The organism is Mycobacteroides salmoniphilum (assembly GCF_004924335.1).
Lineage (GTDB): Bacteria > Actinomycetota > Actinomycetes > Mycobacteriales > Mycobacteriaceae > Mycobacterium > Mycobacterium salmoniphilum.
This window is the reverse complement of the sequence record NZ_CP024633.1, coordinates 4261857-4287622: the sequence shown is the minus strand read 5'-3', so window position 1 is coordinate 4287622 and position 25766 is coordinate 4261857. Positions and strand designations below refer to the sequence as shown.

Genomic DNA, 25766 nt, shown 5'->3' with positions numbered 1-25766 from the left:
CGCATGTCTCGGGAACACGACATCGTTCTCTACGGGGCAACGGGATACGTGGGGAAACTGACCGCGCTCTATCTGGCCGGACGGGTTGAGGCCACCGGGGCACGGATTGCGCTGGCCGGGCGAAACACCGAAAAGCTTGCCGCCGTGCGTGCTGCGTGTGGTCCGGCGGCGCGGGACTGGCCGTTGATCGAGGCTGACGCCACCCGACCGGCGACGCTGGCGGCCATGGCGGCTTCTACTCAGGTGGTTGTTACCACCGTCGGGCCGTACACAAAATACGGGCTGCCGTTGGTGGCCGCGTGCGCCGAGGTGGGAACCGACTACGCGGACTTGACTGGTGAGGTCAACTTCGTCCGGGAGAGCATCGACGTCTACGGCAAGCAGGCCGCGGACACCGGTGCCAGGATCGTGCATTGCTGCGGATTCGATTCCATTCCCTCGGATCTGAGTGTGTATGCCCTGTATCGGCGGGCTCAGGAAGACGGCACGGGCGAGCTGCTCGAGACGACCTATGTGCTGAGCAAGTTCCGCGGCGGTGTCAGCGGTGGTACGGCGGCGTCGATGGTCGAGGTGATGGAGGCGAGCGCCGAGGATCCGGAGGTGCGTCGCAACTCTCAGGACCCCTACTCGCTGAGCCCGGACCGCCCGGCCGAGCCGGAGGTGGGGCGGCAGCGTGAATTTCAAACGCTCCGTGGCGAATCCGTGGCACCGGAGTTGGCGGGCAAGTGGCTGGGTGCCTTCTTCATGGGGCCGGTCAACACCCGGATTGTGCGACGTAGCAATGCATTGTTGGACTGGGGATACGGAACCCGGATACGTTATCGCGAGGTCATGAGCCTGGGAAGTTCGGTGGTCGCGCCAATCGCCGCGGCCGCCGTCACAGGTTTCCTGACAGCGGGTTTCGGTCTGGGGACGCGGGTGCCTATGCCGAAATTCGTTGCCCAGCGCCTGCTACCGAAGCCGGGTTCGGGTCCCAGTGAGCGCACCCGGAACAAGGGCCACTATCGGGTCGAGACCTACACCACCACAACCGAGGGGGCGCGTTATCGGGCGGTCATCGCGCAGGAAGGCGATCCCGGTTACAAGGCGACCGCGGTGCTGCTGGGCGAGAGTGGCTTGACCCTGGCTCTGGATCGCAGCGAATTACCAGACCGGCTAGGGGTTTTGACGCCCGCGGCTGCCATGGGTGATCCGCTGCTGAAGCGGCTGCGGGTGGCCCAGGGCGTGACGGTCGAAGTCGAACGGCTCTAGGTTTCTCCGCTAAACGAAGGAGTGGATGTATGTCTGTATCAGTGGCAGAGGCGGGGCCTCAGCAGATCAGTCGCTCAGTCGAGGTGTCTGCCCCGGCAACGGAATTGTTCGGCATCGTCGCGGACCCGCGGCGTCACCACGAACTCGACGGGTCGGGCACTGTCGGCGAGAATATCCGCACGCCTGATCATCTCGAGGTTGGCTCGCGCTTTTCCACAGGAATGCGGATGTTCGGGCTTCCTTACCGCATCACCAGCACCGTGACGGCGCTCGAACCCGACAGGGTTATCGAATGGCGGCATCCTCTGGGCCACCGGTGGCGCTGGGAGTTTGACGCACTGTCGCCGACCAGCACGCGTGTCACCGAGACGTTCGACTTCCGCAATGCCGGCCCGATCCAACTCCTGTTGAACTACAAGCTAGCCGGCTTTATCAAGGCAAACACCCGAGGGATTGAGGCCACGTTGACCCGACTTCACAGTCGGTACAGCTAGCCGACAACAGCCTGCCGCCGGGACGCCGATTACCCGGCAGACTCCGTGGTGACTCTGGTGGCTGGCTCCTGACGTAGTGCCTCCAGCACGGTCACGATCTCGTTGACGACCTCGCTGGCGCGTTCGTTGGGCAGCATGTGGCCCGAACCCGGATAGGTGCGCAGCTCGTTGGTCTGCAGGGCCGCGGCGATGATGCGCGAATCGCCGGCCGGAGTGAGGAAGTCGCGCGCGCCTGCGAGCACCGCAGCGGGCTTGCCGCGGTAGGCGCCCAGGCCTTCGGTCAAATCCTCGTGGAGCACCATGCTCTCGGCGGCATCCTTGTAGCTTCGCGGGGTACCCGAGCGGATCTGGTCCCAGACTCGGCTGACGTCATAGGGCCGTGGGTCGCGTCCGAACACCAGCGTCGAGATGATGGGGCGCATGAGGTAGCCCTGCTGGAGGAACCAGCCCTGCGCCACGACACCCAGGATCACCGCCTTGACGACCTCGAAAACCGGCGGGACGACCCGGAGCCGGTGCAGAAGCCTGCCCGCGGAGGTGGCGACGAATACCGCACCGGAAATCCGCCGGGCCACGAGCTCTGGGTGATATTCACCCAGACCCATCATGGTCATGCCGCCCATCGAGTGGCCGACGATCACGATCTGCCCCGTGGGGATCTCCGCATTGATGAAATCGGCAGCATCCGTGGCCAGTTGGGGAACATTCACGGTGCCCCCGGGCGCGGGATCAGACTTCCCGTGGCCCCGGTGGTCGAGCGCGATGACGCGTAGTTCGGGATTGCGCTCGTGCAGGGGACCCGCGACGTCGTCCCAGGCCTCGCGATTCTGGGTCCAGCCGTGCAGGAATAGGACTGTCACAGGCGCCGCACGATTCCCGGTATCGGAGAATCCAATCTGGGTGCCGTCGGCGGCGGTGAAAAATCCCTCGTTCAGGCGCCAGCCGGTTTCAATAGCGGAATTACGGGTCACGTGGCAGTCCTAACAGTCGCTCGGCAATGATGTTGAGCTGCACCTCGGAGGTGCCGCCGTAGATGGTGGTGGCGCGGCTGGCGAGAAGATAGTCCGCCCAGCGGCCTTGCTCCTGCTCAGAATCGCCGATGGCGCCATCCGGTCCGAAATGGTTCACGACGAATTCGGCATATCCCTGTCCGGTGCGCATGCCAAGGAGCTTGGAGACCGCTGCCGACGGCATCGGGTCGCCACCGGCAAGGGTCAGCAGGGTGGAGCGCAGGTTCAGCAGCTTCACCCCGTGCCCTTCGGCGATGAGCTGTCCGGCCCGGTCGCGCGCGACCTCGCTGAGCTCGCTCTTGCCGACGAAGGCCACCAGGTCGTCCAGGCTGGCCAGGAACGGCAGATCCGAGCTGCCGATCGAAACCCGTTCCGCCGTCAGCGTGTTGCGGCTGACCTCCCAGCCGCGGTCGACCTCACCGACCACCAGCTCATCCGGCACGAACACGTCGTCGATGAACACCTCGTTGAACAGTGCGCCGCCGGTCATCTCCCGCAGCGGCCGAACGGTGACGCCCTCGCTTTTCATGTCGATGAGGAAGTACGTGATGCCGTTGTGTTTGGGCGCGGACGGATCCGTGCGGGCCAGGCAGGCGCCCCAGTCGGCGAACTGCGCCACCGAGGTCCAGATCTTCTGGCCGGTGAGGCGCCAGCCGCCGTCCACCTTGACGGCCTTGGTCGACAGAGCCGCGAGGTCCGACCCTGCGCCGGGCTCGGAAAACAGTTGGCACCACATCATCTCGCCACGGAACGTGGGAGGCAGGAACCGCTGCTTTTGTTCCTCGGTGCCATACGCGACGATGGATGGCACCAGCCAGGTCGCGATGCCGAGCTGCGGCCGACGCACCTTTCCGGTGAGGAACTCCTGGGAGATGATCACCTGCTCGATGGGCGACGCGGAGCGTCCCCACGGCGCGGGCAGGTACGGCAGCACCCACCCGCCCTCGGCGATGGCCGTGTTGCGTTTGCCGGACGGGATCTCCTTGAGCGCGGCGACCTCGGCGCGAATCTCTTCGCGCAGCGCCTCGGTCTCCGGTGCCAGATCGATGTCCACCTTGCGCAGGCCGTGCTCGACGGCGGTGCGCACCACGGTCGCCGGTGCACTGCCGGAACGGCCCAGGGCGGCAATGAGACCCAGCGCTCTGCGGTAGTAGATGTGGGCATCGTGTTCCCAGGTGTAGCCGATGCCTCCGTGCACCTGAATGCAATCCTGCGCGCACTGCTGGGCAGCCGCCGGTGCCAGCGTGGCAGCCGCGGAGGCCGCGAACTCCACTACGCCGGCGCTCTCATCGGCATCATCGAGGGCGCGCGCGGCATCCCATACGGCCGCGGTGGCGCGCTCGGTGACGGCGGCCATGGTGGCGCACTTGTGCTTGATGCCCTGGAACTGTCCGATGGGACGGCCGAATTGCTCACGCACCTTGGCGTATTCGGATGCGATATCGGTGGCCCAGCGGGCGACACCGACGGCCTCGGCCGAGACGATCGTGGAGATGATGCTGATGGCACGGGCGTCGGTGAGGTTGGACAACACGCGGTCGGCGGGAACCTGCGCCCCGGTCGCCGTCACGTGCGCGACCGGTCGCAGCCGGTCCACACTCTGCTGCGGGGCGAGGGTGAGGTCATCGGCGCTCAGGACCACCCACACCCGATCGGTGTCGACAGAAACGGGCGCCACCACATACGCCGCCGACGCGGCAGACAGCACCGAACGGGCCTGCCCGTCCACGGTAAGGCCGCCGTCGGAAGCTGTTCCGGTGAACGATGATGCGGAGGAGAAGGTGGCGATGGACGCGCCCGAGGCGAGATCGTTGAGCAGTGGATGGTCGGGATCATGGGCGCTGATGAGCGCGCTCGCGATCACCGACGGGACGAACGGTCCGGGGACGGCTCCCCGTCCGAACTCGGCCACCACGATCGCGAGCTCCAGTGCGCCAAATCCCTGGCCGCCAACGGATTCGGCGAGATGTACGGAGGTAAGACCCTGATCGGCGGCGGCCTTCCAGAATGGGGGCGGCCACGGCAATGGCGTTTCGAGTGTTTCGTGGAGCAGCTCGGAGGGCGCCACACGTTCGACGAACGCATGCGCGGAATCCGCAAGTGCTACATGCTCACTGTTGATGGCGATAGGCATGGGGCTGCTTCCTAACTAGTCGGCGCTGGGCTCGCTGTGGCTGGCGCGGTCCTCATAGGCGGCACGCGCCGAGGTGCCATGGGCGTCGAGCATGAAATGGTCCATCCCCAATGATCGCGCCGCGGGACCGTACAGCGCTCGGGGCAGCATGGCGGTTGTCCGCAGCAGTGGGCCGAGTTTCTTGGGCACCATGACGGGGAACTTGCCCTTGCGCACGGCTTTCAGTACGCCGGCGGCAATGTCTTCGGGCTGAACGATTCCCAGCAGCCAGTGCTCGTCGAGGCCGGCCACCAACTCGGTGTTGACTACGCCCGGCATCACGCAGACAACGGAGATGTTGTCATCCTTGAGTTCGAGGGTCAGTGACTCGCAGAGACCGACCACCGCCCACTTCGTCGCGCAGTAGGTGGCGAGTCCGGGCACGCCCATCTTGCCTGCTGCCGACGCGATGTTGACGATCACGCCACCACCGCGCGGCTTCATCCGCTGGACGGCGAGCTGACTGCCCCACATGACGCCGCGCACATTGATATCCAGCTGGCGCTGGATGGATTCGAGCGATTCTTCCCCGAACGGTGTGATCGGCATGATGCCCGCGTTGTTCACGATCACGTCGACAGGTCCGACGGTGGCCGCGATGGTGTCGAAAAAGGCCTCGAAGCTGCCATGGTCGGTCACGTCGAGCGGCAGACCGATGGTGCCGTTTCCGATCTCGGCGGCGGTGTTTTCACACAGCTTCTTGTCGATATCGCCGATCGCGACCTTCGCGCCCTCGGCGGCGAACGCCGTGGCGATGGCCCGGCCGATTCCGCGTGCTCCGCCGGTGATGGCGACGACCTTGCCCGCGAGCTGTACAGCTGTTCCCATTCGTCCTCCCACGCCATTGTGGTTCGTTTACGAATACTCTCTAGTGTAAATCTCCGGGCGCTAGCCTAGCGCACGCGGTCAGCTAGCGGCATCCCCTCATGTATACGCCGGGAGTTGTCTATCGCATGCTCCAGGTAGCGCGTCATGGTGTCGGCGGTGAACCACGTGACATGCGGCGTGAGCACCACGTTGGGCAGGGTTAACAGCGGATTCTCTGGCGAGATCGGCTCTTGTGCAAAGACATCGAGACCGGCGGCACCGAGCGGCCCCTGCCGTAGCGCCTCGACCAGCGCCGCCTCGTCGACCACCGCGCCGCGGGAGGTATTCACCAGAACCGATCCGGGTTTCATCCGGGCCAGCGCCGCGGCGTCGAGCAGGCCGGAGCTGGCCTCGGTCAGCGGCAGATGCAGCGACACGATATCGCTGCTGGTCAACAGGTCATCGAGGCTGCGCCAGCCGGTAGAGCCGTCATTGCGGGTGCTGGTGTGCACCACGGTGGCTCCCATCGCCAGCAAGATCCGTTCCAGGGTCTTGGCGATGTTGCCGTATCCCACCAATCCTACTGTGCAGGAGCCGATATCGCGAACGGTGTCGCCGAGGGACTGATCTGTGGGCCACCCGCGACCGGCCCGAATGTCCTGGTCCAGCCGTGGCAGCTGTCGCAGGGCCGCCAGCATCAACAGCAGCGCCCCCTCGGCGACCGACGGTGCATTGGCGCCCGGCATGTTGGCGACGGCGACACCCTGCGCGGATGCGGCGTCCAGGGCAATGGTGTTCACGCCCGCGCCGAACTTGTGGATCAGCCGTAGCCGTTCGCCCTTCGCGACGTCGTCGGCGGACAGTGGACGAAGCACATGCCACAGCACCTCGGCGTGCGGCAGTTCGGCGTAGAAGGCGTCGTCGTCGTCTTCGGCGCAGAAATGGACGTCAAGCCAATCGGTGTGTGGTGCAAGCTGTTCACGGACGCGCGGCCCGCCCAGAAAGTGCGCGAGGACTCTCACCCGATGATCTTCGCGCGAGTGGCTCATCTCAGCCCCACCGCGTGCTTGCCCACTCTGCGATGGTATCTGCCTGCTCCTGGCGGGCCCCGGGGTTCTGGAAGTAGTGGTCGGCGTCGATGGAGGCCTGGGACTTGTCGGTCGAGCCCAGTGCGTCGTAGATGTGCTGGGCGTCTGCGGGGAAGACTCCGGTGTCACCATCGGCATTGATGACCAAGGCAGGGACGGTGACATCGGCCAGATGTGGCTCGGCGCGGGTCTGGGCGTGCGACAGGCTCCACATGCCGAGCCAGTTCTTCAGCGTGGTGGCACAACCGATTCCGAATGTGGAGCGGTTGGCCTTAACCGGTACTCCTGCGTAGCAGAGGTTGGCCGGGCGCTTGGTGGGCTCCAGGGTGGGGTCGACCATGCGGGGATCGGCCCAGGTGCGGTGCACGGCGAAGGCACGGTCGCTGAACCCGGCCGCGCGCACCCGGGCGAGCTCGTCGAGTGCCCACGCGGTGATCCGGTGATTGCGCGCCACCTGGCCTTCGCGGTACTTGGCGACGAAGGCGGGGGAGTACGCGGGCCCGTTCTCCTCGTTGAACAGGTCGAGGGCCGGGTCGGTGGAGGCCGGGTCACCCTCGTCGATCACCGAGGCGTCCATCCAGTCGGTCAGCACATCGGGGCGGCCGAGATGGGCGGCGCTGGCCACGTAGCCCGCCGCGGCGGGCAGGCTGTCCAGGCCCTCGGCCGGGCGCATCCCCTCCAGCGGTGTCACCTTGGGAGCCACCGCCTGCGACTGGTAGGCCGCCATCAGCGATCCGCCCCCCGAATTACCCAGCAGCAGCACCGTTTCCACGCCGGCCTGTTCCTGCAGCCAGCGCACCCCCACGCCGATGTCCACCAGCGCGTGGTCAAGTAGGAAGTGACTTTCGAATCCCCGGAATCGGGTGTTCCAGCCCAGGAATCCGTACCCGTGCCGGGCCAGGTATTCGGCGATGTAGTGCTCGGAGAAGTCGATCTGATAATGGGTGGCGATGAAGGCGACCTTGGGTGTGGTTCCGGCCGCCCGGTGATACAGACCCTGGCATGGATGCCCACCGGCACCGTTGCGTCCGGCGGTCGGCGATGGTAGCCCGACGAACTCTCGTTCGACGGTCAGTTCGGTGGGCATTCAGCAGACCTCCTTGGAATAGATGGCGCGGTAACAGATTCCGGCCAGGGTTTCTATGCAGGCGTCGTCGTCGACGGTGGCGGCATTGCCCTGGCTGAGCTGGTTGTAGGCGAACTGGTTCATCATCGAGACGATCGCGGTGGCCATGAGATGCGGATCATTGCCGGGGCTGTAGCCGTCACGCTGTGCCCGTTTGATGGTGCTTGTCAGGAAATCAATGGGTTCGGAACATATTTGATTCCAGAACTCGGCGAACTCACTACTGATCATGGCCATCTGCGAGACGCTGATCATCTCGGCCAACTGGTGGCGCCAGGTGAGCCAGTGCGCGGTCGCGATGTCTCGTGCGCGCTGTTTATCTGTCTGTGCCCGTGGCTCGGCGACCAGCGAGGAGACCCGTTCCTGCGCCTCGGTGCGAAATCGCATGGCCCACTGCGCGACCATCGCCTCTTTGGAGTCGTAGTAGTTATAGAACGACGCCGTGGACCGGCCGGCCTCGCTGGCGATATCGGCAACGGTGGTGGCAAGGATTCCCTTGCGGGCGATCACAGTTCGCGCAGCCTCATCGATCGCAGCCTGGGTTTGACGGCCTCGCACGGTGGGTTGGACCACGCTCACCCCTGTCTGCTCGTCATGCGCTATTGACCCGTTTCTGAATCTGATGTTAGATTCAGGTTAGCGTAAAACGCAAGGCAGTCATGCGGTCGGATCAAGGAGGCTCCCCATGACGATGATCAAACCGAACAACCCCAACTCCGAATTCGAGTTCGGCGGTTTTAACCATGTGGCGCTTGTGTGCTCGGACATGGAGCGCACGGTGGACTTCTACACCAACGTGCTGGGCATGCCGCTCATCAAGTCGCTCGATCTGCCCATGGGGCAGGGTCAACACTTCTTCTTCGACGCCGGTGGTGGCGACAGTTTGGCCTTCTTCTGGTTCAAGGATGCGCCGGACGGCGTCCCGGGCATTTCGGCCCCGGCCGCCATCCCGGGAATCGGCGACATCATCAGCGCCGTCAGCTCCATGAACCACATCTCGCTGCATGTTCCCGCCGAGAAGTTCGATGAGTACCGCGTCAAGCTCAAGGCCAAGGGTGTGCGGGTGGGGCCCATTCTCAACCACGACGAGAGTGAGTTCCAGGTGTCGAAGGAACTACACCCGGGCGTGTACGTGCGGTCGTTCTACTTCCTTGACCCTGACGGAATTACACTCGAATTCGCATGCTGGACCAAGGAGTTCAGCGCAGCGGATGTCCGTGTTGCACCGAAGACGGCCGCCGAGCGCACCCCGCGGGAAGTCGCTACCGCCTGACCGGATCGAGTAGTCGGGTGAGTACGACGACAAGCTCGTCTGCACTGAGCTTCAATTGGCCGGTCACCCAGGCCGCGAGCGTCTGGCCGACGCCGCCAACAGCGAAATAGGCTGCGGCGCGCATCGATTCGTCGTTCGGGAGCTGATATGTCTTGTTCAGGTGCTGGCCGGAGAGGGCGGCAAAAAGCTGTTCTGCCGCGCTACGGCGTTGTGCGATCACCGAATTAGCGGGATTGCTGCCGAAAAGTAGATGGCCGATCCGGGGATCAGCCGCGATAACATGCACGATGTTGGCGATGCCTGCCTCGGTCTTCTTGCGCAGCGGCGCGGCGTCCACGGCTTTCTGGGTGGAGGTGGCGACCTCGCCGATCACGCCGTCGTAGACCTGCGCCGTCAGCTCGTCGAGATCTGTGAAGTTCTCATAGAAATACCGGGCGACCACACCGGCGTGCTTGCACACGCCGCGGACCGTCACATTGGGTGCGGGACCGGAGGTCAGCAGGTCCAGGCCTGCCTCCAGGAGCCGGTTTCGGCGCTCGGCCTGGCGGTCAGGGGCCTGCACGCCTCCATAAACCCGCGATGACGTCACCAGTACATCTTGACAGGTGGCACCCCGCTGGAAGATATTTGAGAACAAGCGTTCGCAGATTAAGGGGTCAACGGTGACAATCGAACGGGTGTCAGAGGTCGATCAATCGATCGTCGGCGACGGAGGTCCGGGTACACGGAGTCGCCGTGACGAGCCGGTGCCTCCCGCCGCGCGTCTGTCGCCGTGGTGGTCCTGGCGCCGTCAGAGCACTATGGCCGACAACCTGATGGGGTTGGCCCTGCTGGGAGGTCCGGCCAACATCGTCATGCAGTTGGCACGCCCCGGCGTCGGGTACGGCGTCGTCGACAGCAAGGTGGAAAGTGGCCGCGCCGATCTGCACCCCGTGAAGCGGGCCCGTACCACCTTCACCTTCCTGGCGGTGTCGTCCTTGGGGAGCCCGGAGCAGAAGGCGGCATTCCGCAAGGCGACCAATCGCTCCCATGCGCAGGTTCGCTCGGCCCCGGGGGACGCGGTGCAGTACAACGCCTTCGACCCGGATCTGCAGAAATGGGTGGCGATCTGCCTCTACAAGGGATTCGTCGATGTGTATGAGGCCTTCGTAGGTCCGATGTCGGCCGATATGGCCGAGCGGTGCTTGCAAGAGGGGGCCGTCATGGGGACGACGCTGCAGATGCCCCTCGCGATGTGGCCGAAGTCCTGTGCGGAGTTCGACGCGTACTGGGAGCAATCCCTGGACCTGGTCCATATCGATGATCACGTGCGGCCTTACCTGTATCGGATCATTTCCGCGGCCATTGCGGTACCGCGGTTCATGCGTCGGCCGGTGGGTGCCTTCTCGCGACTCATCTCGACGGGATTCTTGCCGCAGCGGTTCCGGGATGAGATGCGGCTGCCCTGGAGTCCTGCGCGTGAGCGAACCTTCCGGGCCGTCGTCACGCTTCTTGGTGTGGTGAATCGCCTCCTACCTAACGGGCTGCGACGCTTCCCGTTCAACGTGCTGATGATCGATCTCGACTGGAGAATCCGCACCGGCCGCGCGCTGGTGTGAACCATATTGGGCTAACGCACGTATCCAATTAGCGGTGCGACTTGCGCCACATCGACGTGCTGACCATGTGATTCACTGTCGTTACCAGAGTTAGTGGACGCTTCTTCTGCTGGTGAGCAAAATCTGTCAGGTCGAAAATGGGTGACCCGACGACTCTCAGGCTGCCGTCGACGCCCCCTTGTCTCGTCTTCTAGATGTTGCACAGCCGCCTCCGTCGATTAACGCTGACATTGCTGCCGTTGTGCACTACGGCGTTTGTAGTGAGCTAATTTGTACATGATGAACTTTGCTTCAACTTGACAGAGTCCATTGTTTCCGCAGCTCACAGCGGCTTTAGCCGCCTTCCGATAAGAACAAGCTGTTCATTTACCCTGAGTGCTAGTGACCTCAATCACAATTGCAGGCCACCGGCAGTGAGATGTTGCCCGACGGCGGTTCTCTGGATACATTTCCTTCCGTACGAAACTGGGTAACGGGTGTTTCATCTTTGGCCTGGCCACCGACCCGATTCGTTCGCGCGATGGTTGTCATCGTCGGGTTGCACGCATACTTCGGCGCCTGGCGCTTCATGACACAAGGCTCTTTGGTTTTTGCTGTTGGGGTTGTTCTGGAAGGACACGCTCGTGGTCGCGGTGAACGAAGGCTCGCCTGCGCCGACCCGGCTGAGGGGCCGGATCGGCAGCGTGCGGCGCCCGCGCCGATCCCAAGCGGCCGGTCAAACCTCCGCGGGGCACCGGGCTGCGCAGTGGGGCGAGCGCTACACCCGGTGGCTGATGCTCACGGACACCCTGATCGTCGCGGTCGCCGGCTGGACCTGGATCGAACTGCGCAACGCGACCAACCCGATGAACGCCACCGAGCTGTGGATCAGGATTGGCTTCTTTTCCTACTGGGCGCTGCTGCTCGGTGTGTACCGCAGCAGGGAACCGCACCTCATGGGCAGTGGTGGCGAGGAGTATCAGCGGGTACTGCGCGCGACATTCCACATGTTCGGTCTTTTCGCCATCGTCAGCGTGCTGTTCAAATTCAATGTCTCGCGTTTCGCGATGGGGATGTCGCTCATCGTCGGGATCGTGTTCCTGTTGCTCAACCGGAAACTCAGTCGTAGTTGGCTCAACCGCCAGCGTGCCCGCGGCAAGCAGATCTTCAGGGTGGTGGTGCTCGGCGGCGACGCCGCGGCGCTCAACCTCGCCGAGGCCTTCGGGCGTGACACCGCGCTCGGGTATCGGGTCGTCGGCGTGTGTGTTCCCGGATATCTGGGTGCACCAGGCCAGAACATTGAGGTCATCGACCGGGTGATCCCCATCCTGGGCTCCGAGGACCGCATTATCGCCGCGGTGCTGGAGGCCGGTGCGGACACCGTGGCGGTGACGGCCACCGAGCAGCTCGGCCCGGAGAAGATGCGCGAACTGGCCTGGCGCCTCAGCGAGATCGGTGTCAATCTGCTGGTAGCGCCCGGTGTCTTCGACGTCGACCAGCCTCGGGTTCGAGTGCGACCGGCCGGGTCCGTGCCGCTAATCCATCTCGCGGAGCCCCAGTACGAGGGTGCTTCGCGCATGCACAAGGTTCTGTTCGACCGCGTGGGTGCGCTGTTGCTGATCATCGGGTTCAGTCCCATCCTGTTGGCCTGCGCCCTTGCTGTGAAGCTGGAGTCGCGTGGGTCGGTGTTCTACTCGGCCGAACGCATCGGTGTGCGGTCCAAGCCGTTCCGCATGATCAAGTTCCGGTCCATGGTGGCGGGCGCCGACCAGATGGTGGCCGAGTTGCTGGCGCAAAATGACGGCGCCGGACCGCTTTTCAAGATGCGCGAAGACCCGCGGGTCACCATGGTGGGCAGATTCCTGCGCCGCACCAGCCTCGACGAACTGCCCCAGCTGTTCAATGTGCTGCGGGGTGAGATGAGTCTGGTGGGCCCGCGGCCGCCGCTGCGGCGTGAGGTGGAGGAGTACACCGACGTCGTCAGGCGCCGGCTTCTGGTCAAGCCCGGGATGACCGGTCTGTGGCAGGTCAGTGGGCGTTCCGACCTGCCGTGGGATGAAGCGGTGCGACTGGACCTGTCGTATGTCGAGAACTGGTCCATGGTGTCCGACGTGTCGATCCTGTGGCGCACGTTCCGCGCGGTGGCGCGCAGCGACGGTGCGTACTAGCGCCATCCACGCGCCCACGCATGTCAACCTAGTTGTCACAGTCGCGGGGTATTGTCGCGACCATGCGTACCGATCGCGATCATTGGGACATCAACACCAGCGTCGGCTCGACCGCGCTGTTCGTGGCGGCCAGCCGAGCGCTCGAGGCCACGAAACCCGCGCCGCTGGCCGCCGATCAGTACGCGGAGGTGTTCTGTCGTGCCGCAGGCGGGGAGTGGGCCGACCTGGTCGCCGGTGGCGTACCCGAACACCCTTTGCGTTCAGAGGAATTCGGGCAGTACTTCGTGAGCTTTCAAGGCGCTCGCACCCGCTACTTCGACAACTACTTCGGTAGGGCGATCGAGGCCGGAGTCAAGCAGGTGGTGATCCTGGCCGCGGGGCTGGACTCGCGGGCCTATCGACTCGACTGGGCTCCTGGGACGACGATCTTCGAGTTGGACCAGCCCTTGGTGCATCAGTTCAAGCGTGAGGTACTCGCCGAGCATGGCGCCGAATCCAAGGCGTCTCGCCAGGAAATCTCTATAGACCTTCGTGAGGACTGGGGCAAGGCGCTGCAGGACAAGGGTTTCGATCCATCGGCGCCGTCAGCGTGGATTGTCGAAGGACTGTTGATCTATCTGCCTGCCGATGCCCAGGAGCGACTTTTTGAGTCCATCGACCAGCTGGCCGCACCGGGCAGCTTCGTGGGTATTGAGCAGATGACGACGTACGCCGACGTGGTCTTCGACATGTTGGTGGCGGGCGCCAAGGAAAGTGGAGACCAGTCGAACTCGGACTTCTTCTCCCTGATCTACAACCAGCAGCGCAGTGAAGCCTCGACCTGGTTCCATTGCCACGGTTGGGATTCGGAGCGCACCGAGCTGCTGGACTACCTGAACATTTCGGGGCGTGCTTTGCCGGAGCCCAGTCAACCCGCCTGGTACATGTTCAATTCGATCAGCCTGGTGTCGGCCGTCAAGGGTTAGGTGGCGAGATATCGATCCAGGAAGTCGGTCATCTGGTGCAGGTAGTCGCCCTGATTCACGTGCAGAATGTGATTTCCGGGGAACCAGTGCAGTGCGCAGCGATCCCAGTGCTCCCACAGCATCTCGGATTGCTCCGGGGGTGCTAGACGGTCGCCAAGCCCGGTGATGATGAGACGCCGCTCCTTGGGTACCACCGGCCGATACGTCAGCGGTGATGAGTAGGAGAGGGCCCCGTCCAGCTGGTTTTGATCGAGGTGGCCGAGCTTGGCGGCAAGCTTGATTGTGGGCTCCGCCGGAACCCAGCCGTGCAGAAGCGATTTCACGTCGACCACGGGCACGTTGGGAATGGCGACATCGATACGGTGCTCCACGGTGGAGATCAATCCGGTGGTGTATCCACCCAGCGACAAACCTGTGAGCCCAATTTTCTCCACTCCGGTGCCGCGCAGGTAGTTCACGAATATCCGAAAGTCGTGTACGGCCTGGCACATCGACTCGGAGAAACCGGTGAACCCGTGGCTGAAGTACCCGGCCCCGCTGAACGGCGAGTATTTCTCGGCACGTCGTCCATGAAAAGGCAAGGTGTACAACAAGATGTCGTAGCCGTTGCGGAAGAACCAGGGGAGTGCGAAGAACACACCGTTGAGCAGGTACGGCGATCCGAAGAATCCGTGGATGACACACAGGGTGGGGCGGGGTCCGTCGTCATGGCGCCAGTGTTGGGCGCGCGCGACGCTGTTGTGCGGAAAGCTTTTCCAGAGGTCGCGCATCGCTGGATTGCGTGCCACGTAAGGGCTTTCGAAGTCCAGGTTTTCCACGGTGCCCTTGGCCAGGGCCTGTGCGACCGGTCCCGCGGGGCGGGAGAACACCACGGGCGTGGTCTCCGGCGCCGGGAAGGAAAGATCCGCATCGCCCATCGCGGCGAGCTCGCCGTAGAAGGCCAGGTTGTCGCGTTCACGCGCCACGAACTCGCGGTCGATGAGCAGGCTCGGCGCCACCACTCCCATGACCGAGAGGGCGCCAACGGTGCGCAGGGCGATATCGGTGAGCGCGGAGGTCTCGACCAGCGCGCGTTCTCGCAGGGTTAGGTCGCCGCGACGCGGCAGCTGTGGGCGTGCCGTGGGTGCGGGGCGCGGGGTAATTCGCGGCTGGTCGATGTCTTCCGATAGCTCCGCTGTCATGGGTGTACCTTTCGCCCGCGTGCTAGCCACGCTGCTAGCTCACAGCGAATGCTAGGGCACCCAAGCGAAATTCGTTCGTCAAGTACGGTGACGCCGCGGTCTCGGCAGAGCCCGGAAATGGCGTGAAAGCCAAGCAAAACTAACGGCTGCCCACGGTCCGCGGGCAGCACAAATAACGTTTACGTTTCGTCCAGTTTCGACAATAAAACTTGTGGCGTCAACCCCTTGTGCGGGCCTCTTGGGTGGGTTCAGAGTGAAGGTATGTCCGAAGCATGGATTGAGGGCTTGCCGGTCCAGCGGATCATGTTCCGTGACGGATTGGTAATCAGCCTGGGTGACTACAACGAGGTGGTTATCGCTGTGCCGATGTGGCTCACGCTTCCCCCGGCGGGGAGGTGGCCACGGGAAATCGTCTGCGTCGATCCGAAGGCGATCCTGGATGAGGAGCGTCCGCTCTTCAGCATCTCGGGTGCTACGTGCATCGAGGCCAGGTGGAACGACAAGGGTGATCTGCACATGGAGTTCTCCGACGACCACGCGATCGACGTGCCGCATCACGACTTCGACACGGCGTGGGAGGTCTATGGCAAGTACCACGGGTACGTGGCCAGCCTGCCGCGCGGCAAGGTCCGCGTGGTGCGTCACGATGTGCCGGAGGAGGCCGGGGCTTAACCGGCTTTCGCCGCGATCGAACCCGACGGTGGGTTGGCTCGTGGTTACTGCGTGAGACTTCTCGCGGTGGCATGTGCGTCAGCGGTACTCGCGACGTCCGTAGGAGTGAATGCTCCGCCGGGTCCGTCCGCGCGCAGCGCACGGTTCGACGTCGATCTCACCGCGGCGTCGGCGCAGCCTCCGCCCGGTGCGTTGATCACCCAGTTCTTGGCCAATCAGGTACAGAACTGCTCGCTGATCTGTCCCTTCGTCGTCCAGGGTGCCGTCCAGGTGCCGACGGCGGCGCTGCTCGCGCCGGGGACGTTTGTGACCCAGCTGCAGTCGGGACAGCCTCTGGTGCAGGCACTCGGACTGGCCGGCGCGACGGTGAGCGGCGCGGCCAACGATGTGTGGACCGGGCTCATTCGCACCGACCTGGACCAGGTGGTGCCACGCACTCAGTTCGGCACCGAGGTGATCGCGGTGGGGCTCGTGCGGATCGGCGAGGCGGCGCTCACCCAGCCCGGTCAGCTCCCGGGGGTTCTTGGGCAGGCGCGCTCCGATCTCTTCGATGCGTTGAACAACCCGCCGGGCCCCGAGTCCGTGCCTGTCGTGCATACGCCGTTGGAGGCGGCCGCGGTGCGCGGCACCGAGGTGTTTTGGGCGGTGGCCTTTCATTCGACAGAGCAGCTCACGCTCATCGTGACGCGGGTGCCCAATGTGTTTCTGACCACGTTGGGAAATGCCGGAGATGTCGGAAAGGCGGTGCAGGCTACGGGGGAGGCGGTGGTGACGACGGTCTCCGAGTCGGTTGCGCCGATCCGTGATGCGCTGACCAAGCCCATCCCGATCACGCCGGTGGCGGCGTCCAAGCCGGCGGAGAAGCCAGCCGTCACGACAACCGATGTGAAGGCAACGGACAAGGCGACTGACGCCAAGGCAACGGACAAGGCGGCGGACGCCATCAAGGCCACCCCGCAGACGAAGGCGCCTACGGTGCGGCCCGATCTCGCACCGAAGCTGCCGACAATGTTGACGAAGCCGCCGGTGCTGATGTCGAAACCTGATCCGGGAACATCCCCAACCACCAAGCAGCCGAACGTGATGCGCGGTCTGGGTGGGGCCATCAAGAAGGTGCTGGGAGACGTCTCGGGAAAGAAGCCCAGCGCCCCGGACAAGCCCGCGAAGAAGGCCACGGGCGACTAAATCCGTTGCGGCATTTTTGGGGTCAGAAATAGATTGGACCGATGACGTCCAAAGAGCTGCACGCGTCACCCATCCCGCTGAGCGAACGAGTCAGTGCCCCGGCCGTGGTGGAAATGCCAAGCGCCGGAGATGACTTGACGTGGCGGGTAGCAACCGAAGATGACATACCGCTGCTGTTCGACCTCTGGCGAGCCTCGGGAGCGATTGATCACCCCACGAGTCTGGTCATGATGGACGAACTCGTAGAAGAATTCGATGACGACGACTTCGATCCGGCGCTCGACTCGGTCATCGCCGTCGACCAATCGGGGCGAGCGGTTGCGTTCGGCTCGGCAACCGTGAAGTCCAGCAATGAAACTGTCGTATGGGTGACGTTGGATGGCACCGTTCATCCCGACCGGCGCGGCGAAGGAATCGGGACCAGTCTGCTCCGTTGGCAGGAGCAGCGCGGGCTGCAGCATCTCGTGGAATCGGATGAATGCTTGCCTGGTTGGCTCGCCGGACTCGCGGAGGAACACGCTGTCTGGACGATCGATTTGTTCCACCGCAACGGATACGAATCGGTGAGGTGGTGGCATGAGCTCGAGCGCGATCTCAGTCAACCCATCCCTGACGTCACTCTTCCTGAGGGCATGCGGATCGAGACCTATGGTCCCGAATGGTCTGAAGCAACCCGGGACGCCCACAACGAGGCGTTCCGTGATCATTGGGGCAGCCAGCCGATCGCCCGCGTGGACTGGGAATCGGACCACAGGCTGAAGGCGTTCCGCGCTGACCTCTCATTCGTCGTCGTCGCACGTGATGCCGCGGGACAGGATACCGTCGCCGCGTACCTGCTCAGTGAGGTCAATGAGGAGGAGTGGGAGGCGAACGGTTACTCGTTCGGGTTCATCGACTTGGTGGGTGTCCGGCGCGACTGGCGTGGACGCAAACTCGCGCAGGCGGTGTTGACGTACGCCATGCGTACCTACAAAAACGAAGGGCTTGAGCGGGCCGTTCTTGACGTTGACGCGGATAGCCCCACCGGTGCCGTGGGACTCTATGAGGGGCTGGGGTTCTCGGAGGTCAATCGCTCGGTCAGTCTGGTGAAGCAGTTCTAACGCTGCACTCGACCGAACCGGCTTCCTAACGATCTCCAACCGACGGTCCAATCAATTTCCAACGGCGCTGCGCAAGATCGGTGTGTGTCGGCGGCGCGGACGTCGCTGCGCGCCACGGTGATGCGGTTCGGGGATCGCTCAGTACAGGAAGGGGTGTCATGACCATCTCCGTCACACGCGCACTACTCGTATCCGGTCTCGGAGCCGGGTTGATTGCTGGTCTGCCGGGCTGTTCCTTCTCCCTGGGTTCGGGAGATGTCAAGAAGTCGGATGTCATCGGCCAGATCACGGCAAAGATGACCGATGCGGACGGCAACAAGCCCGAGACGGTGGCATGCCCGGATGCGCTGAAAGCAGAAGTGGGGGCGCAGACCAACTGTCAGATGAAGGTCAAGGGAAAGCCCTACAACGTCAACGTGACCGTCACCCAGATCAAGGGTGACAGTGTCAATTTCGACATGGTCGAGACGCTCGACAAAGAGGCCGTCGCCGCCGGCATCAACGATCAGATCACGCAGCAGTTCCACAAACCGGATTCGGTGACGTGCCCCGACAACCTGAAGGGTTTCACGGGCGCGACGCTGCGATGCGAGATCAAGGACGAGGGGCAGACCTACGGCGTGACCGTGACGGTCACCGATGTCCAGGGTGGAGACGTCCGCTACAACTTCAAGGTCGACGAACAGCCTAAGTAATGGTCCGACAAGGTCATTCGATCACCTAGGGAGTATGAGATGCGAACGGTTGGAGTGATGTCCAGGACGCTGGCGGTGGTTTCGGCGGTCGCGTTAGTGGGTGCTGGGTGTGCGAAATCGGACACTATCGTCGGTAAAACCTCGACGGTGACACCGACGTCGACCGTGCAGATACACGGCGATGCATCCGCTCCGGTGAACCAGATTGCACTCCAGTCGATCTCGGATCTTCAGGACTTCTGGGGCGGTGAGTTCCCCAAGCTCTACGGCAAGGAGTACACGCCGGTCACGGGTGGCTTCTTCGCCGTGACGCCGTCCTCGGGCGACCTGCCTCCGTGCGCTGCCGCAGCAGCCGATGTTGCGGGAAACGCGTTCTACTGCCCCAAGGCCGACAATGTCGCATGGGATGCAGAAGGGCTACTTCCGGATCTACGCAAGCGATTCGGGGATTTCGTGATACCGGTGGTCCTCGCGCACGAATGGGGACATGCGATACAGGCACGCGCCGGCTTCGAGGGCGCGACGGTGACCAAGGAGATACAGGCCGACTGCTTCGCCGGGGCGTGGACGGCGCACGCGAAGGCCGAGACCTTCAGGCCCACCGACGACGAGTTGGACCGGGCGTTGGCCGGGTTCCTGTTCCTGCGTGACGAACCGGGCACCGCCAAGGCCGATCCGAGTGCTCACGGCAGCGGATTCGACAGAGTCAACTCGTTTCGCACCGGTTTCGACAAGGGAGTCCAGGCGTGCAAGGGCTATCGCAACGGTGATCCCGTGGTGGTGGAGGTTCCATTCCGAAATGCTGCCGACGCGGCGGCCGGGGGGAACGCCCCCTACGAGGACATCGTGGCGGGTGTCCCGGTAGACCTCGAGGATTACTGGACGCAGGTCTATCCGAGACTCACCGGTGAGCCCTGGGTTCCGCTGCAGCCGATGCGTGCGTTCCATCCGTCGGAGGCGCCCGCGTGTGGCCGTCAATCCACGTCGGGCTACGTGCTGTTCTATTGTGTCCCCGAGGATTACGTCGGATTCGACGCCGCCGGGTTCATGCCCCAGATCTATAGTCAGGGCGGGGATTTCGCGGTGGCCACGCTCATCGCGACGCAGTACGGGCTGGCCGTTCTCACCAGGATGGGACAGGACTCCGCCGACAAGAAGGTATCGCTGCGCGCGGACTGCCTCGCCGGGGCGTGGGCGGCGAGCATCCTGCTGGAGGATCGCCCCGGCAGCGCCTACCGGCTGTCTCCGGGCGACCTGGACAAGGCGGTGTCGGCGCTGCTCATCTTCCGGGGATCGGGCGACGTGGAACGGCAGGGGCAGGGTTCGGATCGTGTCGACGCGTACCGCGACGGTGTGTACAACGGCGCCAAGAGCTGTCTGGCGAACTGAGAGAAGTATCGCGGGTAACCCCAGTTTCGAACTTGCGCGAATTCAAGATCGCGTTGGCCCGCCAATCGCCTGACCTCGGAGTATCGTCTCAGCGCGTGAGAACAGCCGCCGATAGTCAGGGTTAATGGTCGGGTACTTCCTGTCGGGTGGGATCGAAGCCCACGTCGACAGTTGTGTCCCGTCGCTCGGGGGGCCGAAGCAGCGATGCGTGCTGGCTGTGCTCCTGGCTAGTCACGGCACCGTCGTGAGCATCGACAGATTGGCCGACGCTATCTGGGCGGACGATCCGCCCGCGAAATCTGTTGCTTCCCTTCGCTCTTACGTCGCAAACCTGCGCCGGGTGCTCACATCGGGCACCGAGTCCGGTGGCCCCCGCTTCGAATCGCGACAGCACGGTTATCAACTCAACGTGTTGCCCGGCGATACCGTCGACCTGCACCAGTTCGAGCGGCTGGTCAACGACGGGCGCGGCGCGCTGATCAGGGGTGAGGCGCGATCGGCGGCGGACACGCTCGGGGCTGCGCTGGCACTGTGGCGGGGCGATCCGTTCGGCGAGTTCACTCACCACGATTTTGCGCATGCGGACACCCAGCGATACGCGGCGCTGCGCACCACCGCGATCGAGGCGCGGTTCGACGCGCTGCTGCAGATCGGTGACGGCGGAGCCTGCATTCCCGAGATCGAGGAAGCCCTCGCGCAGGAGCCATTGCACGAGCGGCTCTGGGGGCACCTCATGCTGGCGCTGTACCGGGCGGGACGCACCACCGAGGCCATCCGCGCGTTCGACCGGGCGCGCGTCATTCTCGACCGCGAGATCGGAACGCGGCCCGGAGAGGGATTGCAGACCCTGTACCGCCAGATATCCCGCGACGCTCCCGAGCTCAAGGTCAGTCTGGCCGGGCGTCGGATGACCACGACCGGCTCCCGGCCCGGGAAACGGGAGTCGCTGGTCGGGCGGGACGCGGAGCTGTCCGTCATCGCCGATGCGGTGGGCCGGACCCGAGACGGATCCGGTGGCCTGGTTCTGCTCGCCGGGGAGAGCGGGATCGGCAAGACATCGCTGGCGCAGGCCGTTTCGGAACAAGCCCGTGCCGATGGGCTGGCCACGGCATGGGCCACCCATCCGATGGGAATACGGCTGCCGGTGCTGTGGACCTGGATTCAGATTCTTCGGCGGCTGGGCCGTGCGCTGGGGCCGTCGGCACGCGAGTCGGTGGTGCGCGCGGCACCGGGTGTCGTGGACGCGCTGGTGCCCGAATGGAACGGTACGGACGCCCCGGCCCCGCAGGCCCGGGCCGCCGCCTCCGGGTTTCAGCTGGTGGAAGGTCTGGTCACGGCGCTCAGCGAATTATCCTCTGCCCAAGCACTTCTTCTGGTGCTCGACGATGTTCAGCGCGCCGATCCGGCGTCGTGCAATGCACTGATCCTGCTGCAGGAACAGCTGCCCTGGCTGCCCATCCAGGTGATCGGAAACTGGACCTACTTCGGCAGTGACCGGCCGGTGAACCGGAGTTCCTTTGAACGGGTGGTGCGGAGCTGCGCGACCACCACCATTCATCTGGACGGGATGGACCTTGACGCGACCGCCGGCCTTGTCGAGATCCTCACGGGCTCAGCGCCGTCGACCGTGAACGCCAACCTGATCTGGGAGCACACCGGCGGAAATCCGCTGTACATCACGGAGTTCGTCCGCGTTCTCGACGCCAAGACTCGTTCCCAAAGCACCTTGGTGCCCGATGGAGTGACGGTGCCGGACGCCATCTCGGCCGCGGTCGGCCGACGGCTGTCGGTCCTTGACACGGCCTGCCGCCACACACTGTCGGTGGCGGCCGTGCTGGGCCCGGTCTTCGATGTGGCAGCCCTGTCCGACATCGTCGATCTGCCGGTGTCGGTGGTGCAGCGGCGCCTGCGTCCCGCCTACGAGACCGGGTTGCTCGACGAGGTGCCGGGTAACCCGGGCGTGTACCGCTTCAGCCACGGCCTCGTTCGGGATGCGGTGCTGGCGCACACGATGGGCACAGATCGCATGAACGCCCACGCCGCGATCGCCCGCAGCCAGTCGGCAGGCATTGTCACCATGGCCTATGAGGAGGCCATTGCCGCGGCCGATCATGCCTGGCGCGCCGGGGTGGAAATCAACCCGCACACCGCGCTGGAAATCCACGAGAGCGTGGTGCAGCGGGCCGTGGACCGGTCGGCGTACGAGGATGTCACCGTCCTCTGCGACCATGCGATAGCGATCTGCCGACGGCTGCCGCCCAAGCCGGAGCTGCTGGGACGCCAAGCGACCCTGTGGTTGCACCTGGCCGGGGCACGCGGCATCCGTGAAGGACACTCCAGCGAGCCCGCCCTGGACGCGGTGCAGCGCGCCTTCGAGCTCGGCAGTGCCAGCAGCGGCCGGAACTTCTACGGCGCCATCGTGTTACAGATCATGATGCTGTGTGCACGCGGTCGGCTGGATGAGGCGCAGGTGATGGCCAAGGGCCTCGATGATCGGCATGCGGCGACCGGTGACTCGGACATCGGCGAGGCGAGTCACTTTGTGCGCATGATGATTCACGGTCTGCGCGGCGAGTTCGAGGACACGCTGTCCACCGCCAAGAGCATGTTCGCGACGTTTCCCGCGCCGGTGACCGTCGCCGATCCGCTGCACTTTCTGCATCCACGCGCGTACTGCTTTGTCGCGGTCGCCGAGGCCAACCGTGGCGATCGCGAGGCCGCTCGGCGCAACTGCCAGCTGAGCCTGGACCTCGCGCGGTCGCACGGCGATGTATTCAATGTGCTGGCAGCCAAACTCGCCCTGGTAGAGGTGGATGCGATCCTCGGCATTCACGACGGCATCGCGGGCGAGGCCGAGACCATCTACAACGACATGGCCGCCGCCGGGGCGCATCAGTGGGCCGGATGTGCCCGGCTGGTGAGTCTATGGGCGCGCACCTTGAGCACCGGGGAGGATCTGGTGGCCGAGGCATTTGAAGCGCTGGATGCCATCTCCTATGACGGCAGCACCGTCATGATGCCGTTCTGGCTGTGCCTCATGGCCGATATCGAGAAGCGGCACAAACGCATCCAGCACGCACACGACCTGCTCACCCGTGCGCATTCGATCGCGCAGGTGACCGGCGAGCATGCCTGGGACGATCAGATCACGCGCAGGCTGGCACCCGTAAGCAGGTGATGGTCAGGAGGTAATGGTGATCGACTTGTCGATGGCGCTCATGGCGGTGAACAGCGCATCGCTTTGTTCTTCGTTGCTGGTGGCGTTCATCTGCAGGATGTACAGCGCGCCGTTGCTTGTGATCAACACGGTCTCTTGGCCGGAGGCGGCCTTGATGCCCTCCAGGTTGTAGGAACCCGCGATCCGATAGGCGGGATATCCAGATACCTCGGCGGATCCGTCACCGACGGGCACGAATTCGGGGAGGTTCTTCATCTCACCGCCGGCCAGTGTCAGCAGCTGCTGGGGGTCGACATTGCCCTCGAGCCGGGACAGGATCGCGATGATGTTGGGGGTGTAGTTGGCCCCTTGTGCCTCAGGGCCGGTGTACACGATCGCGCCATAGGCGTAGTCCGGTGTGTCGGGCCCGGCGCTGACCCAGCCGTCCGGGAACTGGATATCGACCTGTGGCGCACCCGAATCACCTTGGTGGACAGGTGTTTCGGTGATGCGCTGATCCTTGATGTAGTCGGCGATGGTGTAGTTGGCCGCACCGGCCTTGCTCTGCAGATTGCGTGGTGCCAACTTGCTCTTGTCCGGCTGGGCCACCGCCGAGGTAGTAGTGGATGAGGACGAGCTCTTCGATGACGACGACGTCGCCGCGTTGTCCTTGGAACCGCCGCCACACGCGGCGAGGGTGACGGACAGACACAGTGCCGCGAATGCAAGGGCTACCGGGGGGCGCTCCGTGCGCATGGTGTTCTCCTGATCATCTGACCGGTGGACGCCGCGCGCGTCCAGGGAACGTCACCATAAGAAGGGGTGATTGGAAATCGGTTGGACCCCGTCCGGGTGCTGTGTGCAGGCATTCAATGGATCTCCAACGTGCGTACCTAGCGTCAATGACATGACCGCCTATGAGCCCACCGGATCCGCGGGTATCGAGCCTGTGTCGACAGCCTCCGAGCAGACCTCCGCGCAGATCGAGGGCGCGGCCACCACGCAGAAGCCCGCCGGCAAATGGATCCTGGAGGCTATGCGGCCCGGGTTCTTGATCTCCATGGCCGAGGGACAGCCGGTGGGGATCAAGCAGTTCGCACAGTTCTGCTTGATCTTGATCTATCCGGGCTGGCTCTTCGCGTTGATGATCATGCTGCCCATCTACTGGGCGGGGTATGGGGTGCTGTGGGTGCTGTTCTGGCCGGTGCGCGCCTGGGTCAAGCGCACCAATCCCGAGGAGTACGAAGCCACCATGAGGAAGTACCGGAACTAGTCGAGCCGACGACGGGAATCGAACCCGCGTATTCAGCTGGGGAAGGCAACGTCCGATCAAGCCCCTCCGGTGGCTCATACGGACGCGGTGCTGCGGGATCGCCTAACGGCTATCCAGAGGCACAGTTCTGCTATCTGTCGACTAGTGAGACTTCCGCGACGCAGCCCGAGCCGCGGCCGATCAGAAAAATGAGCTTTCCCCACGCCCGGTTTTGCGCCCAGCCCTCTTTGAAGTGGGGATTGTGCGGTGATACGTAGTATCGCTCGAGGGTGCTGTACCTGGATTCGACATCGGCCTTTGTGATGCATGGCCGGGTTGACACCATGAAAAATGTGAGTCGCTGTTTGTCGTTGTCATTCGCGAAGGACTCGACGTTCTGCACGGTGAGTTTTGAACTCAATTCAACCGACTTGTCGCCACGCCACCGTTGATCGCTCACCTGTTTGAGCGGTATGCCGAGGATGTCCTGGGTCTTATCAATCGTCAGCGGGACGTTCTGTTCGGCCTGATCTACCAGCCACCAGAGATCACGATCACCGTCTGGCACTCCAGTCGCGTTGGGCGGGCTAGCGCAGCAACTCAGAAATACGGCCGTCAACGCGACCGCCACAACAGCGGATCGCCGACGGACTGTGGGGGTAATCGTCATGGGCATCCCGTCTTGTAGTACTGCACACATCGCACCTGCACTTGTCCAGGATCTAATGTTTGCTAGATCGGTTTAGTTGCTCCTAGTTGTGAGTGTCGCGCGTGGATTGGGCGAATCGGTCAGCAATCTGCCAGGATCATCGCTGGTGCCGCCCCCGTGTTCCTCGGAACCCCCCAGATGGGGGCGGTACTCTCCGTTCTGGAGTACGGCAAAGCCCATCCGTAAGAGAGCGGGGGCATCACTCGACGGCCGACAAGAGTGTCATCTGACTTGTGATCTTTGGCGACCCTGAGGGCCCCGGTCCAACAGGATCGAACGGCGTTACCGCCGCTCACTTATGGAGCCGATGACGGGAATCGAACCCGCGTATTCAGCTTGGGAAGCTGATGTTCTGCCATTGAACTACATCGGCGGGAGACTAGATGAAAACCCTGATGACAATCCCTGCCAGGTGTTTTCGTACCGGTCTGCGGTGTTGCTGCGGCGATGAAACGCGAGAAAATGCCACCGAGTGTTGGTGTTTTCTCGCGTTT

At 63.9% G+C, this 25766-nt stretch carries 23 protein-coding genes and 1 tRNA gene; 13 read left to right on the top strand and 11 right to left on the bottom strand.

Going from position 1 to position 25766, the window contains the following annotated elements; all coding sequences use genetic code 11:
• Positions 1–3 precede the first annotated feature (3 nt).
• Positions 4–1251, top strand: a complete 1248-nt coding sequence (locus tag DSM43276_RS21190) for a saccharopine dehydrogenase family protein (protein ID WP_078328291.1) — start codon at positions 4–6, stop codon at positions 1249–1251.
• Positions 1252–1280: 29 nt separating this feature from the next.
• Positions 1281–1745, top strand: a complete 465-nt coding sequence (locus DSM43276_RS21185; protein WP_078328290.1) for an SRPBCC family protein — start codon at positions 1281–1283, stop codon at positions 1743–1745.
• A 29-nt stretch (positions 1746–1774) separates the two neighbouring features.
• Here the strand turns inward: DSM43276_RS21185 and DSM43276_RS21180 are convergent, their stop codons facing one another.
• The 6 genes from DSM43276_RS21180 to DSM43276_RS21155 form a co-directional block, all read right to left on the bottom strand.
• Complete coding sequence (locus tag DSM43276_RS21180) at positions 1775–2716, bottom strand: alpha/beta fold hydrolase (RefSeq protein ID WP_078328289.1); 942 nt, start codon at positions 2714–2716, stop codon at positions 1775–1777.
• Positions 2706–4889, bottom strand: coding sequence for an acyl-CoA dehydrogenase family protein (locus DSM43276_RS21175; RefSeq protein ID WP_078328288.1), 2184 nt, complete (start codon positions 4887–4889; stop codon positions 2706–2708). Before DSM43276_RS21175 ends, DSM43276_RS21180 begins: the two co-directional genes overlap by 11 nt.
• A gap of 15 nt (positions 4890–4904) precedes the next feature.
• Entirely contained in the window at positions 4905–5756 is an 852-nt protein-coding gene (locus DSM43276_RS21170; RefSeq protein WP_078328287.1) for an SDR family oxidoreductase, read from the bottom strand.
• Between the two features lie 65 nt (positions 5757–5821).
• A complete protein-coding gene (locus DSM43276_RS21165; RefSeq protein WP_078328286.1) occupies positions 5822–6784 on the bottom strand; it encodes a 2-hydroxyacid dehydrogenase in 963 nt (320 codons plus the stop codon).
• A 1-nt stretch (position 6785) separates the two neighbouring features.
• Entirely contained in the window at positions 6786–7910 is a 1125-nt protein-coding gene (locus DSM43276_RS21160; RefSeq protein WP_078328285.1) for an alpha/beta hydrolase, read from the bottom strand.
• Complete coding sequence (locus DSM43276_RS21155; protein ID WP_078328352.1) at positions 7911–8522, bottom strand: TetR/AcrR family transcriptional regulator; 612 nt, start codon at positions 8520–8522, stop codon at positions 7911–7913.
• Between the two features lie 118 nt (positions 8523–8640).
• On the opposite strand from DSM43276_RS21155, the gene DSM43276_RS21150 reads away from it, so the two are divergent.
• Positions 8641–9222 carry a VOC family protein gene (locus DSM43276_RS21150; RefSeq protein ID WP_078326141.1) on the top strand — a complete coding sequence of 194 codons (582 nt, stop codon included), beginning with the start codon at positions 8641–8643 and terminating at the stop codon, positions 9220–9222.
• Here DSM43276_RS21150 and DSM43276_RS21145 read toward each other — a convergent pair.
• On the bottom strand, positions 9212–9814 hold the full coding sequence (locus DSM43276_RS21145) for a TetR/AcrR family transcriptional regulator (RefSeq protein WP_078328351.1): 603 nt from the start codon (positions 9812–9814) through the stop codon (positions 9212–9214). The genes DSM43276_RS21150 and DSM43276_RS21145 overlap by 11 nt on opposite strands.
• Before the next feature lie 208 nt (positions 9815–10022).
• Here DSM43276_RS21145 and DSM43276_RS21140 point away from each other — a divergent pair, with 208 nt between their 5' ends.
• From DSM43276_RS21140 to DSM43276_RS21130, 3 genes are all read left to right on the top strand, one after another.
• Complete coding sequence (locus DSM43276_RS21140) at positions 10023–10820, top strand: oxygenase MpaB family protein (protein ID WP_234802957.1); 798 nt, start codon at positions 10023–10025, stop codon at positions 10818–10820.
• 623 nt (positions 10821–11443) lie between these two features.
• A complete protein-coding gene (locus DSM43276_RS21135) occupies positions 11444–12967 on the top strand; it encodes a sugar transferase (protein WP_234802952.1) in 1524 nt (507 codons plus the stop codon).
• Between the two features lie 62 nt (positions 12968–13029).
• The gene (locus tag DSM43276_RS21130) at positions 13030–13932 is read left to right on the top strand and encodes a class I SAM-dependent methyltransferase (RefSeq protein WP_078328283.1); all 903 of its coding nucleotides are present in this window, start codon (positions 13030–13032) and stop codon (positions 13930–13932) included.
• Here the strand turns inward: DSM43276_RS21130 and DSM43276_RS21125 are convergent.
• A complete protein-coding gene (locus DSM43276_RS21125) occupies positions 13929–15113 on the bottom strand; it encodes an alpha/beta hydrolase family protein (protein ID WP_078328282.1) in 1185 nt (394 codons plus the stop codon). The two genes, DSM43276_RS21130 and DSM43276_RS21125, sit on opposite strands and share 4 nt — an antisense overlap.
• A 261-nt stretch (positions 15114–15374) precedes the next feature.
• Here DSM43276_RS21125 and DSM43276_RS21120 point away from each other — a divergent pair, with 261 nt between their 5' ends.
• From DSM43276_RS21120 to DSM43276_RS21095, 6 genes are all read left to right on the top strand, one after another.
• The gene (locus DSM43276_RS21120) at positions 15375–15785 is read left to right on the top strand and encodes a DUF6188 family protein (protein WP_078328281.1); all 411 of its coding nucleotides are present in this window, start codon (positions 15375–15377) and stop codon (positions 15783–15785) included.
• 105 nt (positions 15786–15890) lie between these two features.
• Entirely contained in the window at positions 15891–16970 is a 1080-nt protein-coding gene (locus tag DSM43276_RS21115) for a hypothetical protein (RefSeq protein ID WP_078328280.1), read from the top strand.
• A 113-nt stretch (positions 16971–17083) separates the two neighbouring features.
• Positions 17084–18070: a GNAT family N-acetyltransferase gene (locus DSM43276_RS21110; RefSeq protein WP_234802956.1), complete on the top strand. Its 987-nt coding sequence runs from the start codon at positions 17084–17086 to the stop codon at positions 18068–18070.
• A 158-nt stretch (positions 18071–18228) separates the two neighbouring features.
• Positions 18229–18765 (top strand): anti-apoptotic protein, encoded by a 537-nt coding sequence (locus DSM43276_RS21105; RefSeq protein ID WP_078328278.1) that lies wholly within the window; start codon positions 18229–18231, stop codon positions 18763–18765.
• Between the two features lie 39 nt (positions 18766–18804).
• Positions 18805–20154, top strand: coding sequence for a neutral zinc metallopeptidase (locus DSM43276_RS21100; RefSeq protein WP_234802951.1), 1350 nt, complete (start codon positions 18805–18807; stop codon positions 20152–20154).
• 124 nt (positions 20155–20278) lie between these two features.
• Complete coding sequence (locus tag DSM43276_RS21095; protein WP_078328277.1) at positions 20279–23332, top strand: ATP-binding protein; 3054 nt, start codon at positions 20279–20281, stop codon at positions 23330–23332.
• A gap of 3 nt (positions 23333–23335) precedes the next feature.
• On the opposite strand, the gene DSM43276_RS21090 is transcribed toward DSM43276_RS21095, so the two are convergent.
• Positions 23336–24067 (bottom strand): LpqN/LpqT family lipoprotein, encoded by a 732-nt coding sequence (locus tag DSM43276_RS21090; RefSeq protein WP_078328276.1) that lies wholly within the window; start codon positions 24065–24067, stop codon positions 23336–23338.
• A 151-nt stretch (positions 24068–24218) separates the two neighbouring features.
• Between DSM43276_RS21090 and DSM43276_RS21085 the strand changes: the two genes are divergently transcribed.
• Positions 24219–24584: a hypothetical protein gene (locus DSM43276_RS21085; RefSeq protein ID WP_234802949.1), complete on the top strand. Its 366-nt coding sequence runs from the start codon at positions 24219–24221 to the stop codon at positions 24582–24584.
• A gap of 130 nt (positions 24585–24714) precedes the next feature.
• Here DSM43276_RS21085 and DSM43276_RS21080 read toward each other — a convergent pair whose 3' ends face one another.
• Positions 24715–25233, bottom strand: a complete 519-nt coding sequence (locus tag DSM43276_RS21080; RefSeq protein ID WP_211196740.1) for a hypothetical protein — start codon at positions 25231–25233, stop codon at positions 24715–24717.
• A 338-nt stretch (positions 25234–25571) separates the two neighbouring features.
• Positions 25572–25645, bottom strand: a tRNA-Gly gene (locus tag DSM43276_RS21075).
• Between the last annotated feature and the right edge of the window lie 121 nt (positions 25646–25766).

What these genes read in the sequence shown, in the direction of transcription:
- DSM43276_RS21190 (WP_078328291.1), top strand. Translation starts at nt 4, where the DNA reads ATGTCTCGGGAACACGACATCGTTCTCTACGGGGCAACGGGATACGTG.
- DSM43276_RS21185 (WP_078328290.1), top strand. Translation starts at nt 1,281, where the DNA reads ATGTCTGTATCAGTGGCAGAGGCGGGGCCTCAGCAGATCAGTCGCTCA.
- DSM43276_RS21175 (WP_078328288.1), bottom strand. Translation starts at nt 4,889, where the DNA reads ATGCCTATCGCCATCAACAGTGAGCATGTAGCACTTGCGGATTCCGCG.
- DSM43276_RS21170 (WP_078328287.1), bottom strand. Translation starts at nt 5,756, where the DNA reads ATGGGAACAGCTGTACAGCTCGCGGGCAAGGTCGTCGCCATCACCGGC.
- DSM43276_RS21165 (WP_078328286.1), bottom strand. Translation starts at nt 6,784, where the DNA reads ATGAGCCACTCGCGCGAAGATCATCGGGTGAGAGTCCTCGCGCACTTT.
- DSM43276_RS21160 (WP_078328285.1), bottom strand. Translation starts at nt 7,910, where the DNA reads ATGCCCACCGAACTGACCGTCGAACGAGAGTTCGTCGGGCTACCATCG.
- DSM43276_RS21150 (WP_078326141.1), top strand. Translation starts at nt 8,641, where the DNA reads ATGATCAAACCGAACAACCCCAACTCCGAATTCGAGTTCGGCGGTTTT.
- DSM43276_RS21140 (WP_234802957.1), top strand. Translation starts at nt 10,023, where the DNA reads ATGGCCGACAACCTGATGGGGTTGGCCCTGCTGGGAGGTCCGGCCAAC.
- DSM43276_RS21130 (WP_078328283.1), top strand. Translation starts at nt 13,030, where the DNA reads ATGCGTACCGATCGCGATCATTGGGACATCAACACCAGCGTCGGCTCG.
- DSM43276_RS21125 (WP_078328282.1), bottom strand. Translation starts at nt 15,113, where the DNA reads ATGACAGCGGAGCTATCGGAAGACATCGACCAGCCGCGAATTACCCCG.
- DSM43276_RS21120 (WP_078328281.1), top strand. Translation starts at nt 15,375, where the DNA reads ATGTCCGAAGCATGGATTGAGGGCTTGCCGGTCCAGCGGATCATGTTC.
- DSM43276_RS21110 (WP_234802956.1), top strand. Translation starts at nt 17,084, where the DNA reads ATGCCAAGCGCCGGAGATGACTTGACGTGGCGGGTAGCAACCGAAGAT.
- DSM43276_RS21105 (WP_078328278.1), top strand. Translation starts at nt 18,229, where the DNA reads ATGACCATCTCCGTCACACGCGCACTACTCGTATCCGGTCTCGGAGCC.
- DSM43276_RS21100 (WP_234802951.1), top strand. Translation starts at nt 18,805, where the DNA reads ATGCGAACGGTTGGAGTGATGTCCAGGACGCTGGCGGTGGTTTCGGCG.
- DSM43276_RS21095 (WP_078328277.1), top strand. Translation starts at nt 20,279, where the DNA reads ATGGTCGGGTACTTCCTGTCGGGTGGGATCGAAGCCCACGTCGACAGT.
- DSM43276_RS21090 (WP_078328276.1), bottom strand. Translation starts at nt 24,067, where the DNA reads ATGCGCACGGAGCGCCCCCCGGTAGCCCTTGCATTCGCGGCACTGTGT.
- DSM43276_RS21085 (WP_234802949.1), top strand. Translation starts at nt 24,219, where the DNA reads ATGACCGCCTATGAGCCCACCGGATCCGCGGGTATCGAGCCTGTGTCG.
- DSM43276_RS21080 (WP_211196740.1), bottom strand. Translation starts at nt 25,233, where the DNA reads ATGACGATTACCCCCACAGTCCGTCGGCGATCCGCTGTTGTGGCGGTC.